This window comes from Bacillus daqingensis, assembly GCF_042654445.1.
Taxonomy (GTDB): Bacteria; Bacillota; Bacilli; order Bacillales; family Salisediminibacteriaceae; genus Alkalicoccus; species Alkalicoccus luteus.
In genome coordinates, this window is sequence record NZ_JBHSGK010000008.1 from 15,471 (window position 1) to 32,558 (window position 17,088).

Annotated in this window: 16 protein-coding genes and 1 other annotated feature; all 16 genes read left to right on the forward strand. The window is 51.9% G+C overall.

Translation table 11 applies throughout. The features are described 5' to 3' along the window. Positions 1 to 516 carry an NYN domain-containing protein gene (locus ACFO4L_RS08885; protein ID WP_377909332.1) on the forward strand — a complete coding sequence of 172 codons (516 nt, stop codon included), beginning with the start codon at positions 1 to 3 and terminating at the stop codon, positions 514 to 516. Between the two features lie 131 nt (positions 517 to 647). After that, positions 648 to 1,289 carry an RNA polymerase sporulation sigma factor SigH gene (gene sigH, locus ACFO4L_RS08890; protein ID WP_168004535.1) on the forward strand — a complete coding sequence of 214 codons (642 nt, stop codon included), beginning with the start codon at positions 648 to 650 and terminating at the stop codon, positions 1,287 to 1,289. Between the two features lie 144 nt (positions 1,290 to 1,433). Continuing rightward, positions 1,434 to 1,577, forward strand: coding sequence for a 50S ribosomal protein L33 (gene rpmG / locus ACFO4L_RS08895; protein WP_377909333.1), 144 nt, complete (start codon positions 1,434 to 1,436; stop codon positions 1,575 to 1,577). Between the two features lie 71 nt (positions 1,578 to 1,648). After that, on the forward strand, positions 1,649 to 1,852 hold the full coding sequence (gene secE / locus ACFO4L_RS08900) for a preprotein translocase subunit SecE (protein ID WP_168004280.1): 204 nt from the start codon (positions 1,649 to 1,651) through the stop codon (positions 1,850 to 1,852). Between the two features lie 57 nt (positions 1,853 to 1,909). Then, the gene (gene nusG / locus ACFO4L_RS08905) at positions 1,910 to 2,446 is read left to right on the forward strand and encodes a transcription termination/antitermination protein NusG (RefSeq protein ID WP_377909334.1); all 537 of its coding nucleotides are present in this window, start codon (positions 1,910 to 1,912) and stop codon (positions 2,444 to 2,446) included. A 171-nt stretch (positions 2,447 to 2,617) separates the two neighbouring features. Beyond that, on the forward strand, positions 2,618 to 3,043 hold the full coding sequence (rplK, locus tag ACFO4L_RS08910; RefSeq protein ID WP_377909335.1) for a 50S ribosomal protein L11: 426 nt from the start codon (positions 2,618 to 2,620) through the stop codon (positions 3,041 to 3,043). Positions 3,044 to 3,169: 126 nt separating this feature from the next. Beyond that, complete coding sequence (rplA, locus tag ACFO4L_RS08915; RefSeq protein WP_168004283.1) at positions 3,170 to 3,865, forward strand: 50S ribosomal protein L1; 696 nt, start codon at positions 3,170 to 3,172, stop codon at positions 3,863 to 3,865. Positions 3,866 to 3,901: 36 nt separating this feature from the next. Beyond that, positions 3,902 to 4,052 (forward strand) — a sequence feature (ribosomal protein L10 leader region). Between the two features lie 47 nt (positions 4,053 to 4,099). Beyond that, positions 4,100 to 4,603, forward strand: a complete 504-nt coding sequence (gene rplJ, locus ACFO4L_RS08920) for a 50S ribosomal protein L10 (protein ID WP_377909336.1) — start codon at positions 4,100 to 4,102, stop codon at positions 4,601 to 4,603. Between the two features lie 47 nt (positions 4,604 to 4,650). After that, positions 4,651 to 5,013 (forward strand): 50S ribosomal protein L7/L12, encoded by a 363-nt coding sequence (gene rplL, locus ACFO4L_RS08925; protein WP_377909337.1) that lies wholly within the window; start codon positions 4,651 to 4,653, stop codon positions 5,011 to 5,013. 234 nt (positions 5,014 to 5,247) lie between these two features. Beyond that, on the forward strand, positions 5,248 to 5,850 hold the full coding sequence (locus tag ACFO4L_RS08930; protein ID WP_377909338.1) for a class I SAM-dependent methyltransferase: 603 nt from the start codon (positions 5,248 to 5,250) through the stop codon (positions 5,848 to 5,850). Positions 5,851 to 6,210: 360 nt separating this feature from the next. Further along, complete coding sequence (rpoB, locus tag ACFO4L_RS08935) at positions 6,211 to 9,756, forward strand: DNA-directed RNA polymerase subunit beta (protein WP_377909339.1); 3,546 nt, start codon at positions 6,211 to 6,213, stop codon at positions 9,754 to 9,756. A gap of 36 nt (positions 9,757 to 9,792) precedes the next feature. After that, the gene (gene rpoC, locus ACFO4L_RS08940) at positions 9,793 to 13,410 is read left to right on the forward strand and encodes a DNA-directed RNA polymerase subunit beta' (protein ID WP_377909340.1); all 3,618 of its coding nucleotides are present in this window, start codon (positions 9,793 to 9,795) and stop codon (positions 13,408 to 13,410) included. A 113-nt stretch (positions 13,411 to 13,523) separates the two neighbouring features. Continuing rightward, positions 13,524 to 13,772, forward strand: a complete 249-nt coding sequence (locus ACFO4L_RS08945) for a 50S ribosomal protein L7ae-like protein (RefSeq protein WP_377909341.1) — start codon at positions 13,524 to 13,526, stop codon at positions 13,770 to 13,772. Between the two features lie 111 nt (positions 13,773 to 13,883). After that, positions 13,884 to 14,297 carry a 30S ribosomal protein S12 gene (gene rpsL, locus ACFO4L_RS08950; protein WP_168004290.1) on the forward strand — a complete coding sequence of 138 codons (414 nt, stop codon included), beginning with the start codon at positions 13,884 to 13,886 and terminating at the stop codon, positions 14,295 to 14,297. A 47-nt stretch (positions 14,298 to 14,344) separates the two neighbouring features. Then, positions 14,345 to 14,815 carry a 30S ribosomal protein S7 gene (gene rpsG / locus ACFO4L_RS08955; protein WP_168004291.1) on the forward strand — a complete coding sequence of 157 codons (471 nt, stop codon included), beginning with the start codon at positions 14,345 to 14,347 and terminating at the stop codon, positions 14,813 to 14,815. A gap of 96 nt (positions 14,816 to 14,911) precedes the next feature. Beyond that, entirely contained in the window at positions 14,912 to 16,990 is a 2,079-nt protein-coding gene (gene fusA, locus ACFO4L_RS08960; protein ID WP_377909342.1) for an elongation factor G, read from the forward strand. The last annotated feature ends 98 nt before the right edge of the window (positions 16,991 to 17,088 follow it).

The window sequence follows — 17,088 nt, forward strand, 5'->3', positions numbered from 1 at the left end:
ATGCGAAAAGCGTACTTGTTCGTGGATGGCTACAACATCATCGGAGACTGGCCGGAGCTGAAGGCTCTATCCGACTCCGATCTGGAAAGTGCGCGCGACCTGCTCATTGAAAAGATGGCCGAGTATCAGGCCTATACGGGAACGAGCGTCACGATTGTATTTGACGCTCATATGGTTCCCGGCACCGGTAAGAAGTACCGGCACTACGATCTCGATATTGTCTTTACAAAAGAAAAAGAAACAGCGGATGAGCGGATCGAAAAGCTCGTCATTGAACGCAAGCGGGTCGACCGCCAGATTTACGTCGCAACTTCCGACTTTGTCGAGCAGCGGGTGATTTTCGCAAGCGGCGCCTACCGCAAGTCGGCCCGCGAGCTTCGTACCGAGGTGGAGCAAATTGAAAAAGGGATTCAGCAGAGCGTAGCGGAAACGAAGCAGAAGAAGGTCAAAACGAAGCTGCCGATTGACGAGGAAATGGCAGAAATTTTTGAAAAATGGCGCAGAGGAAAGCGATAACACCTTGACGATTTCCTTTTTTATCTAGTATACTTAACGTTACTATCAGGAGTCCTGCACCACGAAAACCGGAATTTGCGTACGACTTTCACTAAAGACAGGTCGGAGGGATCGCCGTGGCTGTACATCTTATGGAAACTGGCATGCACCAGCACTATCGTGACATTGAGGATGAGAAACTCGTCCGTCTTGTCCGGGAGGGAGATAGCGGCGCGCTCGAATACCTGATTACGAAATACCGGAATTTTGTACGCGCTAAATCAAGGTCCTACTTTCTGATCGGCGCCGATCACGAGGATATTGTGCAGGAAGGCATGATTGGTCTCTATAAGGCGATCCGTGATTTTCAGGCAGATAAGCTTTCCTCTTTCCGCGCCTTTGCGGAGCTCTGTATCACGAGACAGATCATCACCGCGATCAAAACGGCGACACGTCAAAAGCATATTCCGCTGAATTCCTACGTATCTCTCGATAAGCCGATATACGATGAAGAATCAGAACGAACGCTGCTCGACGTCCTTTGCGGACACGGGGTAACCGATCCGGAGCAGCTGCTGATCAACCGGGAAGAATTTTCCGATATTGAATCCAAAATGGGCGAGATGCTCAGTGAGCTGGAGCGCGAGGTGCTCATGCAGTATCTGGACGGCAGAACATATCAGGAGATGTCCGAGGATCTGGAGCGCCACGTCAAGTCGATCGACAATGCCCTGCAGCGGGTCAAGCGGAAGCTCGAACGGTATGTGGAACTGAAGGAAGTTAAATTTACGTAAACCTGCGGGCACCTCCGGACGAGCGACGATCCGGCAGGTGCCGTTTCGTTTGTCCGGAATCCCGGAGAAGCATTGACACGCCGCTGTTTCCTGTGATAAGTTCGTTTAGTATGTAAGCAGTTCAGCTAAAAGGAGGGAGAGCCGATGAAGGTCGCTCTCGCCTGCCAGACATGCAACAGCCGTAATTACTGGACGACGAAATCAACCGACAGCCGCCAGACGCGGCTCCAGATAAAGAAATATTGCAAGACTTGCGGATCACATACGATGCACGCCGAAACAAAGTGACGGCGGTGCAGTGGGAAATACGGCATCCGGCTGACACAGCGGGGAGCTAAAAGGAAATGGAGGTGTCCGGCATGGCGGAAAACACCAAGACGACGAAAAACCCGGCAGTCTTTCTGAAGCAGGTCGTAGCGGAAATGAAGCGCGTTACGTGGCCGAACGGAAAAGAGCTGAAGCGCTACACGGGGATTGTTGTTGCAACAGTCACATTCATAGCCATCTTCTTCGCAATTTCCGACTTTATTATTTCATCACTGCTCCAGCTGATCACGAACTAACAGATTCCCGGATCGCACCGGTAGGAGGAGGGAATACGGGGGCACCCCCTGATTCTTATGGAGAAAAACTGGTATGTAGTACACACGTATTCCGGCTACGAAAACAAGGTGAAGACAAACCTTGAAAAGCGGGTCGAGTCCATGGACATGGTCGATAAGATCTTCCGCGTACTCGTTCCTGTAGAGGAAGAGACAGAAGTAAAGAACGGCAAGAAAAAGCAGGTTTCCAAAAAAGTATTTCCAGGCTACGTCATTGTAGAAATGGTGATGACAGATGATTCCTGGTACGTTGTGCGCAACACGCCTGGTGTTACCGGATTCGTCGGTTCCTCCGGTGCCGGATCAAAGCCGACGCCGCTCCTGCCCGAAGAAGCAGAAGCCATCCTGCGTCAAATGGGTGTGGCAGCACCGAAGCAGGAAGTTGATTTCGAGCTGAGGGAAGCTGTCAAAGTGAAGGAAGGACCGTTTGCAGAATTCGTCGGCACGATCGAAGACATTTCAGCCGAAAAGCAAAAGCTGAAGGTAACGGTCAACATGTTCGGCCGCGAAACGCCGGTAGAGCTGGACTTCACGCAGGTTGAAAAATTATCATAGGATCACAAAAACTCCTTGTCAATTTTGTAGTGAAGTGATAGAATTTGAATGTTGCTAATGAACGTGGACATGCTGTTCACGTTTTTCCTGCGAATACGCAGGTTTTTTTGAGTGGGAGAGCGGAAGCAATCGCTCGGTTTACCACATCACGGACTTAAGGAGGTGTGTCGCGTGGCAAAGAAGGTTATTAAGGTTGTAAAACTGCAAATTCCAGCTGGTAAAGCAAACCCAGCACCGCCGGTCGGGCCAGCACTCGGTCAGGCAGGTATAAATATCATGGGCTTCTGTAAGGAATTCAACGCTCAGACTCAAGAGCAGGCAGGTCTTATCATTCCAGTTGAAATCACTGTATTTGAGGACCGTTCCTTTACATTCATCACGAAAACTCCGCCAGCAGCTGTTCTTCTTAAGAAAGCCGCAGGAATCGAATCCGGTTCCGGTGAGCCGAACAAGACGAAAGTTGCAACAGTGGGACGTGATCAAGTACGCGAAATCGCGGAAACAAAGATGCCTGACCTTAACGCAGCTGATGTAGAAGCAGCTATGCGTATGGTTGAAGGTACTGCCCGAAGCATGGGTATCACGATCGAAGACTAATGTAGAGACCATAACCGGTCAATGAGGTTGCGAGTAAAGGACGCTGTCCTGCCTGACACGTTCAGGTTCGCAACCTTTATTAGTGGGAGGTTTAACCGCTAAAACCACAACGAGGAGGAAAAAACATTGGCTAAGTTCAGCAAAAAGTACGAAGATGCACTGAAAGTTATTGACCGTGAGAAGAACTACGGTGTAACAGAAGCAGTGGAAGCTGTAAAGCAGACTGCAACAGCCAACTTCGATGAAACAATCGAAATGGCTGCGCGCCTTGGAATCGACACAAAGAAAGCCGACCAGCAGATCCGCGGAGCTGTTGTTCTTCCACACGGAACGGGTAAAACCCAGACCGTTGCTGTATTCGCTAAAGGCGAAAAGGCAAAGGAAGCAGAAGCAGCCGGCGCTGATTTTGTCGGAGAAGAAGACCTGATTAACAAAGTAAGCCAGGGCTGGATGGAGTTCGACGTTGTCGTAGCTACTCCGGACATGATGGCTCAGGTTGGTAAGCTCGGACGTGTTCTCGGACCACGCGGCCTCATGCCGAACCCGAAAACAGGCACTGTTACATTCGACGTAACAAAGGCCATTGAAGAAATCAAAGCTGGTAAGGTAGAATACCGTGCCGACAAGACTGGTAACATGCACGTACCGATCGGGAAAGCTTCCTTCAGCGAACAGCAGCTGGAAGAAAACCTGCGTGCGATGATGGATGTTATCATGAAGGCAAAGCCTGCTGCTGCAAAAGGTACCTACCTGCGCAACCTTTCCGTTGCTGCAACAATGGGACCTGGCGTACGCGTATCAACAAACGAATTCAAACTGTAGTTGACGAAGCCTGTTGAGCGCGTTATACTGTCAGTTGTGAATAAATAAATCATACCGTAGACAGCAGGAGCCTTCGGGCTTAAACGTCCTGCCGAGGTTTGCACCAGATACAGTCCGGGCAGTAGTTTGCCCAGGACGACCTGCGGCTTCCTTGCGTCTATGTGAGGAAGCCCTTTTTATTGGGCTGGAACACGGACGGTATGAACAGCTTCAGGCATAGGAGGTGTCATCTAGATGAGCAGTGTAATTGAGCAGAAACAAAGCATCGTGGAAGAAATCGCCGGGAAACTGAAAGAAAGCCAGTCTACAATCGTTGTAGACTACCGCGGACTGGACGTGGCAGAAGTAACGGAACTGCGTCAGCAGCTGCGTGAAGCCGGAATCGACTTCAAGGTGTACAAGAACACAATGGTACGCCGCGCGACAGAACAGACAGAACTGACTGGAATCGATGAGCAGCTTGCAGGCCCTACTGCAATTGCGTTCGGCTATGACGATGTTGTAGCACCAGCCAAGATCCTCAACGAGTTTGCGAAGAAGCATGAAGCTCTTGAACTCAAGGCGGGAATCATCGAAGGCAAAGTTGTGTCTCTCGACGAAGTAAAAGCACTGGCGGAACTTCCTTCGCAGGAAGCACTCCTTTCCATGCTTGCCAACGTACTTCAGGCTCCAATCCGCGGACTCGCGATCGGCCTCAAGGCAGTGGCAGACAAGAACGAAGAAGAAAGCGCGTCATAAAAAGCTGCCCGGCAGCATAAAAACTTATTTACAGGAGGAATTTAATCATGACGAATCAAGAGATTCTCGATGCGGTTAAGGAAATGTCCGTACTCGAACTGAACGACCTGGTAAAAGCAATTGAAGAAGAATTTGGTGTATCTGCAGCAGCTCAGGTAGCTGTAGCAGGCGGCGGCGGAGGAGAAGCTGCTGAAGAACAGACTGAATTCGACGTAGTACTCGAAGACGCTGGATCTTCCAAGATCGGTGTTATCAAGGCTGTTCGTGAAATCACAGGTCTCGGCCTGAAAGAAGCGAAGGCACTTGTTGACGGCGCTCCTTCACCAGTTAAAGAAGGCGTTGAAAAGGCTGAAGCTGAAGAAATGCAAGCGAAGCTTGAAGAAGCTGGAGCGAAGATCACGGTTAAGTAATCGCGTTCAACGCACGCTTGGAACCCGCGGGAATTCATTTCCTGCGGGTTCTTTTTTGACATTCAGGCTGACCGCGCGATATACACCCGATACTCATAAGGTCAGCCGGTGCAGGGACACGGCACTGTGCGCATAAAAACAAATAAGAACGTTTGTTCTCATAACTGTAAAAGTGCATGATGTGCAGCTGATAAACAGAAGGGCTTCGGCCCTGAATGACTGGGAGGGACTGCTATGGCAGATCACTATTACTCAAAAAAACCGTCGACAGCGAGCAGCCCGCGGGAGCTCAAGGAGTCCGTCCGCGGCACGGAGCTGTCCTTTACCGTCGACAGCGGCGTTTTCTCCAAAGGCGGGCTCGACTTTGGATCACGACTTCTGCTCGAATCGCTTGAAGAGCCGACAGCGGAAGGGCGTCTGATCGATGCCGGCTGCGGCTGGGGGCCGCTGGGAATTTTCGCAGCCGTCTGGTATCCGGAACGACCGGTGCTCATGGTCGACGTGAACGAACGTTCCGTGGAACTGTCCCGGCGCAATGCGGATCGAAACGGAGCAGCCCGGGCCGAGGTGCGGGAGCAGGATCTGCTGGAAGGGCTCGATGCCGGCAGTGCTGCGATGATCGTCAGCAATCCGCCGATCCGGGCTGGCAAGGAGGTTGTCTTCCGGTTGTACGAACAGGCGTGGCACGTCCTGAAGCAGGGCGGTACGCTTACAATTGTGATTCAGAAAAAGCAGGGAGCGCCGTCGACGAAGGCAAAGCTTGAAGAACTGGGCTTCACCGTTGAAACGACTGCTAAAAAGAAGGGCTATTTCATCTTTCGTGCAGAAAAACATTGACGCGATACGGGCGCTGTGTTAATGTTATTTAATGCGTATGAATATGAAAATAGGGCTCTTATGCACTTCTTTATCATAGCGCCAGCTGCTTTTATAGAATTTGAATAGAAAACTGCGGAGAAAAAGGGTGGGAACATTAACTACAGTCGTCATCAACATGGATGCATGCCAACGACCTTAGTGCCCTTTTTTTCTTTGTTTCCAGAATCTGCACAAATCTTCCTGCACAGCAGCCTCGAAAAGCACGGCCTGTGATTCCTACAGCATATTCCACCGTAACACACATTATCAGTATACGATCAGTCAGGGGCATTTATGGTCTCTTGATGATAAAAACGTTAGGTTTGAGGGGTGAATGAGTTGACAGGTCAACTAGTTCAGTATGGACGCCACCGCCAGAGAAGAAGTTATGCACGAATCAATGAAGTTTTGGATCTGCCGAACTTAATTGAAATTCAGACGGCTTCTTATCAATGGTTTCTTGATGAAGGTATTCAGGACATGTTTCAGGACATTTCACCGATCGAGGATTTTACTGGAAACCTCGTTCTGGAATTTGTCGATTACAGCTTAGGGGAGCCTAAGTATCCGGTCGACGAATCGAAAGAGCGCGACGTGACGTATTCCGCACCGCTCCGCGTGAAAGTACGCCTGATTAATAAAGATACCGGTGAAGTAAAGGAACAAGAAGTATTCATGGGAGATTTCCCTCTCATGACAGATACCGGTACATTCATTATTAACGGGGCAGAACGCGTCATCGTTTCCCAGCTCGTGCGATCGCCAAGTGTCTACTTCAGTCAGAAGATGGACAAAAACGGCAAGCGCGGCTACACGGCTACGGTTATTCCAAACCGTGGTGCATGGCTGGAGCTGGAGACAGATGCCAAGGACGTCGTATACGTACGTATTGACCGTACGCGGAAAATTCCGGTGACGGTGCTCCTGCGTGCGCTCGGTTTCGGCTCTGATCAGGAAATCATTGATCTGCTTGGAGAAGATGAGTATCTCCGCAATACGCTCGAAAAAGACAATACAGACGGATCCGAAAAGGCGCTGCTTGAAATTTACGAGCGTCTCCGCCCTGGTGAGCCGCCGACAGTCGAAAGCGCGAAAAGCCTGCTCGAGTCCCGCTTCTTTGATCCGAAGCGATACGACCTGGCAAACGTCGGCCGCTATAAGATGAACAAAAAACTTCATATAAAGAACCGTCTTTTCAATCAGCGTCTTGCAGAAACACTCGTTGATTCGGAAACAGGCGAAATTCTTGCAGAAGAAGGAACGGTGATCGACCGCCGCGTCCTCGATAAACTCATTCCTTACTTTGAAGACGGGCTCTCATTTGAGCGCCACAACCTGAACGGAGGCGTCATTGAGGATGAAGATGTGGATCTTCAGACGGTGATGATCTACTCCCAGAAGGATGGCGACGAAGAGCAGCCGGTGAAGATCATTGCCAACGGCGGCATTGATTCCAAAATCAAAAACATCACGCCGGCCGACATCATTTCGTCTGTCAGCTACTTCTTCAACCTGCTGCACGGAACAGGCCAGACCGATGATATTGACCATCTCGGCAACCGCCGTCTCCGTTCTGTAGGGGAACTGCTTCAAAACCAGTTCCGCATCGGACTTTCCCGAATGGAGCGTGTCGTGCGCGAACGTATGTCCATTCAGGACGCCAACATGATTACGCCGCAGGCGCTGATCAACATCCGCCCGGTTATCGCATCTATTAAAGAGTTTTTCGGAAGCTCCCAGCTGTCCCAGTTCATGGACCAGACGAACCCGCTTGCGGAATTAACGCATAAGCGCCGCCTTTCTGCGCTTGGACCCGGTGGTCTGACGCGTGAACGCGCCGGCTTTGAAGTGCGTGACGTTCACTACTCCCACTACGGGCGTATGTGTCCGATCGAGACGCCGGAAGGTCCGAACATCGGGCTGATCAACTCGCTTTCCTCTTTTGCGAAAGTGAATCCGTTCGGCTTTATCGAATCGCCTTACCGCCGTGTGGACCATGAAAAAGGACTCGTAACACGGGAAGTGGATTACCTGACAGCGGATGAAGAGGACAACTACGTCGTCGCCCAGGCGAACGCCAAGCTCGATGATGAAGGTCACTTCGTGGATGAGAACATCATCTGCCGCTTCCGCGGGGAAAACATTATCGTTGCCCGCGACCGCGTTGACTACATGGACGTATCGCCAAAGCAGGTTGTATCTGCTGCAACGGCGTGTATTCCGTTCCTTGAAAACGATGACTCCAACCGTGCCCTCATGGGTGCGAACATGCAGCGTCAGGCAGTGCCGCTTCTTGAGCCGCACTCCCCGCTCGTCGGTACAGGCATGGAATACGTGTCTGCCAAAGACTCCGGTGCTGCAGTCGTAGCCAGAAAGCCCGGCCGCGTGGAAAAAGTAACTGCCGACTTCGTGGACATTCGCGAGCTGAAGACGATCGACGGCCGTGAAGTAGAAGGGGACGTTACCCGCTACAACATGATGAAATTTGAACGTTCCAACCAGGGAACGTGCTATAATCAGCGCCCAATCGTCTCTGAAGGAATGGTCGTGGAAAAGGGAGAAATCCTTGCAGACGGCTCTTCCATGGAAAAAGGTGAAATGGCACTCGGTCAGAACGTACTCGTCGGCTTTATGACGTGGGACGGCTACAACTATGAGGATGCCATCATTCTCAGCGAGCGTCTCGTCAAGGACGACGTGTACACGTCGATCCACATTGAAGAGTACGAATCCGAAGCACGTGATACGAAGCTCGGACCGGAAGAAATCACGCGTGACATTCCAAACGTCGGGGACGATGCACTCCGCAACCTGGATGAGCGCGGCATTATCCGCGTCGGTGCTGAAGTAAAAGACGGCGACATTCTCGTCGGTAAAGTAACGCCTAAAGGGGTTACCGAGCTGACCGCAGAAGAGCGTCTTCTGCACGCCATCTTCGGAGAAAAAGCACGTGAAGTCCGTGACACGTCCCTGCGCGCTCCGCACGGCGGCGACGGCATCGTGCTTGATGTGAAGATTTTCAACCGTGAAGACGGCGATGAGCTGCCTCCTGGCGTGAACCAGCTCGTACGAGTTTACATCGTACAGAAGCGTAAGATTCACGAAGGGGATAAGATGGCCGGCCGTCACGGAAACAAAGGTGTTATTTCCAAAATCCTTCCGGAAGAGGACATGCCGTTCCTGCCGGATGGCACACCAATCGACATCATGCTGAACCCGCTCGGGGTACCTTCCCGTATGAACATCGGACAGGTGCTGGAGCTGCACATGGGTATGGCTGCACGTCAGCTGAACATGCACATTGCAACGCCGGTATTTGACGGTGCCAACGAGGAAGATGTCTGGTCCACGATCGAAGAAGCCGGTATGGCCCGCGACGGAAAAACCGTCCTGTATGACGGCCGTTCAGGTGAACCGTTCGACAGCCGAGTCTCTGTCGGTGTCATGTATATGATTAAGCTTGCACACATGGTAGATGACAAGCTGCACGCCCGTTCCACAGGTCCTTACTCGCTCGTAACGCAGCAGCCGCTCGGTGGTAAAGCCCAGTTCGGCGGACAGCGTTTCGGTGAGATGGAGGTATGGGCACTCGAAGCTTACGGTGCTGCCTACACGCTTCAGGAAATCCTCACCGTGAAGTCCGATGACACGATCGGCCGCGTGAAGACGTACGAAGCAATTGTAAAAGGTGAAAACGTACCGGAGCCGGGTGTACCAGAGTCGTTCAAAGTTCTCATCAAAGAGCTGCAGAGTCTCGGTATGGACGTGAAGATGCTGTCCAGCAACGATGAAGAGATCGACATGCTCGAAATCGATGAAGAAGAAGATCAGGCGAACGATAAGCTGAACCTGAATCTGGAGTCAGGCGGAGAATCGAACGCGTAATCGGTGAATTCGAATGCTGAAAGGGAGGTTGGCCCCTTGATAGATGTAAATAACTTTGAATATATGAAAATCGGCCTCGCTTCCTCCGACAAGATTCGCTCTTGGTCACGGGGAGAAGTCAAGAAGCCGGAAACGATCAACTATCGTACGCTGAAGCCGGAAAAGGACGGTCTTTTCTGTGAGCGTATCTTCGGTCCGACAAAGGACTGGGAATGCCACTGCGGTAAATACAAGCGCGTCCGCTATAAGGGCGTTGTCTGTGACCGCTGCGGCGTAGAAGTAACACGTGCGAAAGTCCGCCGTGAGCGTATGGGGCACATCGAGCTTGCTGCCCCTGTCTCCCACATCTGGTACTTCAAAGGAATTCCGAGCCGTATGGGCCTCGTGCTCGATATGTCTCCGCGTTCCCTCGAGGAAGTGATCTACTTCGCTTCCTACGTCGTAACAGATACCGGCGACACGCCGCTCGAATTGAAGCAGCTGCTGTCTGAGAAAGAATACCGCAGCTACCGCGAGAAATACGGTCGTTCGTTCACCGCTAACATGGGAGCGGAGGCGATCCGCCAGCTGCTCGAGGACATTGACCTCGACAAAGAGGCGGCTTCCTTGAAAGAAGAGCTGGAAACAGCTCAGGGACAGCGCCGTACGCGTGCAATCAAGCGTCTGGAAGTGATCGAAGCATTCCGTCACTCCGACAACGATCCGGACTGGATGGTCCTCGACGTGCTTCCGGTTATTCCACCGGAGCTTCGTCCGATGGTCCAGCTGGACGGCGGACGTTTTGCAACGTCTGACCTGAACGACCTGTACCGCCGCGTGATCAACCGGAACAACCGTCTGAAGCGCCTGCTCGACCTCGGTGCACCGAGCATCATTGTGCAGAACGAGAAGCGTATGCTGCAGGAAGCAGTAGACGCCTTGATCGACAACGGCCGCCGCGGCCGACCGGTCACAGGACCAGGTAACCGTCCGCTTAAATCCCTTTCCCACATGCTGAAAGGGAAGCAGGGACGCTTCCGTCAAAACCTTCTCGGTAAGCGTGTTGACTACTCCGGCCGTTCCGTTATCGTCGTTGGTCCGCACCTGCAGATGTATCAGTGCGGTCTGCCGAAGGAAATGGCGCTGGAGCTGTTCAAACCGTTCGTCATGAAAGAACTCGTCAGCCGCGGGCTTGCACATAACATCAAGAGTGCAAAGCGCAAGGTAGAGCGCGTGAATCCGGAAGTATGGGACGTACTGGAAGAAGTGATCCGTGAGCATCCGGTGCTGTTAAACCGTGCACCGACGCTTCACCGTCTCGGTATCCAGGCGTTTGAACCAACGCTTGTGGAAGGTCGTGCGATTAAGCTTCACCCGCTCGTATGTACAGCCTACAACGCTGACTTTGACGGGGACCAGATGGCGGTGCACGTACCGCTTTCCGCTGAAGCACAGGCTGAATCCCGCCTGCTTATGCTCGCTGCACAGAATATCCTGAACCCGAAGGACGGCAAGCCAGTCGTCACACCTTCCCAGGATATGGTTCTTGGTAACTACTACCTGACGCTCGAGCGTGAGGGCGCAATCGGCGAAGGCGGCGTCTTTAACAATCCGAACGAAGTGCTCACGGCTTATCAGAACGGCTATGCGCATCTGCACACGCGTATCGCGCTGCCGGTAAGCTCGATTGATAAAGATAACTTCCGTGAAGAATTCCAAAACCACCTGCTGCTGACGACAGTCGGCAAGGTGATCTTTAACGAAATTCTTCCGAAGTCCTTCCCGTATGTGAACGAGCCGACGGCAGAAAACCTGGAGATCGAAACACCGGAGCGGTTCTTCGTCCCGGGTACAACCGATGTAAAAGAGCATTTCAAAAACAGCGAGCTCGTAGCGCCGTTTAAGAAAGGCTTCCTCGGGGACATCATTGCGGAAGTATTTAAGAAGTTTAAGATTTCCGAAACGTCCGTCATGCTCGATAAGATGAAGTCACTCGGTTTCTACTATTCCACAAAAGCTGGTATTACAGTAGGGGTCTCCGACATCGTCGTACTCGAAGACAAGCAGGAAATTCTCGATGAGGCTGAGGAAAAAGTATCCAAGATTTCGAAGCAGTTCCGCCGTGGTCTGATCACGGAGGAAGAGCGCTACGATAAAGTCATCGAAGTATGGAGCAAAGCGAAAGATGTGATCCAGGAGAAGCTTCTCGGAACACTCGAGAAGACGAACCCGATCTTTATGATGAGTGATTCCGGTGCACGAGGTAACGCCTCGAACTTTACGCAGCTTGCGGGTATGCGTGGTCTGATGGCGAACCCGTCCGGACGAATCATCGAGCTTCCGATCAAGTCCAGCTTCCGTGAAGGGCTGACGGTACTTGAGTACTTTATCTCGACACACGGTGCCCGTAAAGGTCTTGCCGATACCGCACTGAAAACAGCGGATTCCGGTTACCTGACGCGTCGTCTCGTTGACGTTGCCCAAGACGTGATTATCCGTGAAACAGACTGCGGCACGGATCGCGGACTGGAAGTGAAGGCTATTACTGAAGGCGCTGAGGTTATTGAAAGCCTCTACGACCGTCTTGTCGGCCGTGTCTCCTTCCAGAACATCTACCATCCGGAAACAAACGAGCTGCTCGTCAGCCGTAACGAAGATATTTCCGAAGATGTGGCGAAGGTTATTGAGGAATCAGGCATCAAGACCGTTCTGATCCGCTCTGTCTTCACGTGTGATACGAAGCACGGTTCCTGTAAGCGATGCTACGGACGCAACCTGGCGACAGGCGCAGAAGTGGAAGTCGGCGAAGCAGTCGGCATCATCGCGGCCCAGTCCATCGGTGAGCCGGGTACCCAGCTTACGATGCGTACGTTCCACACAGGCGGCGTAGCCGGGGATGACATCACACAGGGTCTTCCTCGAATTCAGGAAGTATTCGAAGCGCGTAATCCGAAAGGTCAGGCTGTCATTTCCGAGATTGAAGGTCAAGTCACGGATATCCGCGAAGCGAGCGAAAAGAAAGAGATCGTCGTTTCCAACAAGCTTGAAACGCGCACGTATACGGCGCTGTTCGCAGCCCGCTTTAAAGTGGAGATCGGCGATGAAGTGAAGCCGGGTCAGGAACTGACAGAAGGTTCGATCGATCCGAAAGAGCTTCTCACTGTCTCCGGTGTACACGGCGTGCAGGAATACCTGCTGCGCGAAGTACAGAAGGTTTACCGTATGCAGGGTGTTGAAATCGGTGATAAGCACGTCGAGGTCATGGTTCGCCAGATGATGCGCAAAGTACGCGTGATCGACGCCGGCGACACGACGGTGCTGCCTGGATCCCTCGTGGAAATCCATCAGTTCAACGACGTGAACCGCGAGATTCTGCTGCGCGGCGGCCGTCCGGCAACCGGACTGCCGGTGCTGCTCGGTATCACAAAAGCATCGCTTGAAACGGATTCGTTCCTGTCCGCTGCATCCTTCCAGGAGACGACACGTGTTCTTACTGACGCAGCCATCAAAGGCAAGCGCGATGAACTGGTCGGCCTGAAGGAGAACGTCATCATCGGGAAGCTCGTACCTGCCGGAACCGGCATGCAGCGCTACCGTCAGATGAAGCACGTCGACACGAGCGAGCCGGAAGAACAATCATTTGAAGAAGTAACCGTACCCGAAGAAGAAATGTAGGATCGCCGGGCCGGACACAGCACAAAATTCCCTTCAGGAAAGTGTTGACACTGTCCGGCCCTGGTGATACTATATTTAAGTGTGCCAAATACCTGATGCTTTGGAGGATGACAATGTCTTATGAAAAAGTAGCACAGGCAGCTGAAAAAGTGGTCGGCACGAAACAAACTTTAAAAGCACTGGAAAGTGAACAGGTAAGGGAGCTCGTCGTTGCTGAAGACGCTGATCAGGAAGTGCTGGCAAAAGCGCTCGAGACAGCACGTGAACTTAACGTTCCCATCACCTATGCCGATTCGATGAAGAAGCTCGGCAGGGCATGCGGAATCGATGTCAACGCAGCGATCGTAGCAATTAAAAAATGAAAAAAGTTTTGGCTGTATTCTTACAGATGCAGCGAAAACTTTCCTTTTACCCATTTGTGAACCACCTGGACCAGTGGGCTTGCATTTTGAGATCAGAAGGGAGGAAACATCATGCCTACAATTAACCAGCTAGTACGTCAGGGACGCCAGTCTAAAGGGAAGAAGTCTGACTCTCCTGCACTGAACAAAGGTTACAACAGCTACAAGAAGCGCCAGACGGATGAAGCTTCTCCACAGAAGCGCGGTGTCTGCACGCGTGTTGGTACTATGACTCCGAAGAAGCCGAACTCGGCCCTTCGTAAGTACGCACGTGTACGTCTGACAAACCAGATTGAGGTGAACGCCTACATCCCTGGTATCGGACATAACCTGCAGGAGCACAGCGTTGTGCTTATCCGCGGTGGACGAGTAAAGGACCTTCCTGGTGTACGTTACCACATCGTGCGCGGTGCACTTGACACTGCAGCAGTTGACGGCCGTATGCAGGGCCGTTCCAAGTACGGAACAAAGCGTCCTAAGAAATAAGCAGCTGCGCGCAAGCAGCCGAATCATATTGAAAGGAGGGACCTTTAATGCCTCGTAAAGGACCAGTACCTCGCCGAGATGTATTAGCAGATCCTATCTATAAATCTAAGCTTGTGACACGCCTGATCAACCGCATCATGATCGATGGTAAGAAGGGTGTTGCACAGAAATCTCTTTACGCAGCTTTCGACCTCGTCCGTGAGCGATCCGGCAAGGATCCACAGGAAGTATTCGAAGAAGCGCTGAAGAATATCATGCCAGTACTTGAAGTAAAAGCACGCCGTGTCGGCGGTGCCAACTATCAGGTACCGATTGAAGTAAAGCCGGACCGCCGAACCACGCTTGGTCTCCGCTGGCTCGTGAACTACGCGCGCCTTCGCGGTGAGAAGACGATGGAAGAGCGTCTCGCTAACGAAATCCTCGACGCAGCTAACAACACTGGCGCAGCCGTGAAGAAGCGTGAGGAAACACACAAAATGGCAGAAGCGAACAAAGCATTCGCACACTACCGCTGGTAGGATCCACTGTCATGATCATCCTGCAGCAGGGGCGGAGTTTTCTCCGCCTTTGCCGCAGACAATCAAATTCCGATTCACAGGAAGGAGAAAAGACACATGGCACGAGAGTTCTCCTTGGAAAAGACTCGTAATATCGGGATCATGGCTCACATCGATGCCGGTAAGACGACCGCGACCGAGCGTATTCTTTTCTACACAGGACGTATCCATAAAATCGGTGAAACGCATGACGGCGGTTCTCAGATGGACTGGATGGAGCAGGAGCAGGAGCGTGGAATCACGATTACCTCTGCTGCAACAACAGCCCAGTGGGATGGCCACCGCATTAACATCATCGATACTCCAGGTCACGTAGACTTCACAGTAGAAGTTGAACGTTCCCTGCGTGTACTCGACGGTGCAGTAGCCGTACTTGATGCCCAGTCCGGGGTTGAACCACAGACTGAAACGGTTTGGCGTCAAGCTACAACGTATGGCGTACCTCGTATTGTTTTCGTCAACAAGATGGACAAGCTTGGTGCAGACTTCATCTACTCTCTCGGGACGCTTTCTGACCGTCTCGGTGCAAACGCTGCAGCAGTGCAGCTGCCAATCGGTGCGGAAGATGACTTCGAAGGAATCATCGACCTCGTCGAAATGGAGGCGTTCTACTACCTGGATGACCAGGGCACGCGTACAGAAGCACGCGAAATTCCGGAAGAGTACAAAGCACAGGCTGCCGAATATCGTGAGAAGCTGGTTGAGGCCGTTTCCGACCTTGACGAAGATCTCATGATGCTCTATCTCGAAGGAGAAGAGATCGACACGCCAACGCTTAAAAAAGCAATCCGTACTGCAACATGTAACGTTGAATTCTATCCGGTACTCTGCGGTTCCGCATTTAAGAACAAAGGTGTCCAGCTTCTTCTTGATGCTGTTATTGACTACCTTCCGGCTCCGACAGACGTTAAAGATATTGAAGGTCACGTACCTGAGACGGAAGAACAAGTTGTTCGGAAGTCCGGCGACGATCAGCCGTTCGCGGCGCTTGCCTTCAAGGTTGCCACCGATCCGTTCGTTGGTAAGCTGACATTCTTCCGCGTTTACTCCGGTACGGTTAACGCAGGTTCCTACGTAGTGAACTCTACGAAGGGCAAGCGTGAGCGTATGGGCCGTATTCTTCAGATGCACGCCAACCACCGTGAAGAAATCCCGACTTGCTACTCCGGGGATATCGCAGCTGGTGTCGGCCTGAAGGACACGTCTACAGGGGACACGCTCTGTGACGAAAAGAATCTCGTTATTCTTGAGTCCATGGAATTCCCTGAGCCGGTTATCCACCTGTCCGTAGAGCCTGCTTCTAAAGCAGACCAGGATAAGATGGGTATGGCGCTTGCCAAGCTGGCAGAGGAAGATCCTACTTTCCGCACGCACACAGATGACGAAACGGGACAGACGATCATCGGTGGTATGGGTGAGCTTCACCTCGACATCATCGTAGACCGTATGAAGCGTGAGTTTAAAGTGGAAGCAAACGTCGGTGCACCTCAGGTATCTTACCGTGAGACAATCCGTCAGGCTGCTAAGTGTGAAGGTAAGTTCGTTCGACAGTCCGGTGGACGCGGTCAGTTCGGTCACGTTTGGATCGAGTTCTCTCCAAACGACGAAGGCGGCGGATTCGAATTCATCGACAACGTAGTCGGTGGTGTCGTTCCACGTGAATATATCGGTTCTGTTGAACAGGGTGTAAGAGAATCCCTGGAGAACGGTATGCTCGCAGGCTACCCGGTTGTTGACGTAAAAGCACGTCTTTACGACGGTTCCTACCACGATGTCGACTCCAACGAGATGGCATTTAAGGTAGCAGCTTCCCTCGCACTGAAGGAAGCAAAAGGCAAGTGCAGCCCGGTTCTTCTTGAGCCAGTTATGCGCGTCGAAGTTGTTATCCCTGAAGAGTACATGGGTGACATCATGGGTGACATCACGTCACGCCGCGGACGTGTAGAAGGTATGGAAGCACGCGGAAACGCACAGATCGTGAAAGCGATGGTGCCGCTTGCTGAAATGTTCGGTTATGCAACTTCCCTGCGTTCCAACACACAGGGCCGTGGACAGTACACGATGCACTTCGACCACTATGAAGAAGTTCCAAAGAGCATCTCTGAGGAAATCGTAAAAAAGTCCTCCGGTAAGTAAGCCTGTCATTGTCACTGTTTTGATTTTGTTGTAAGCTAGAAAAGGTGACAGATGCGCTCTTCACCTTTTCAAATAGAAATACAAATAATTTAACTATA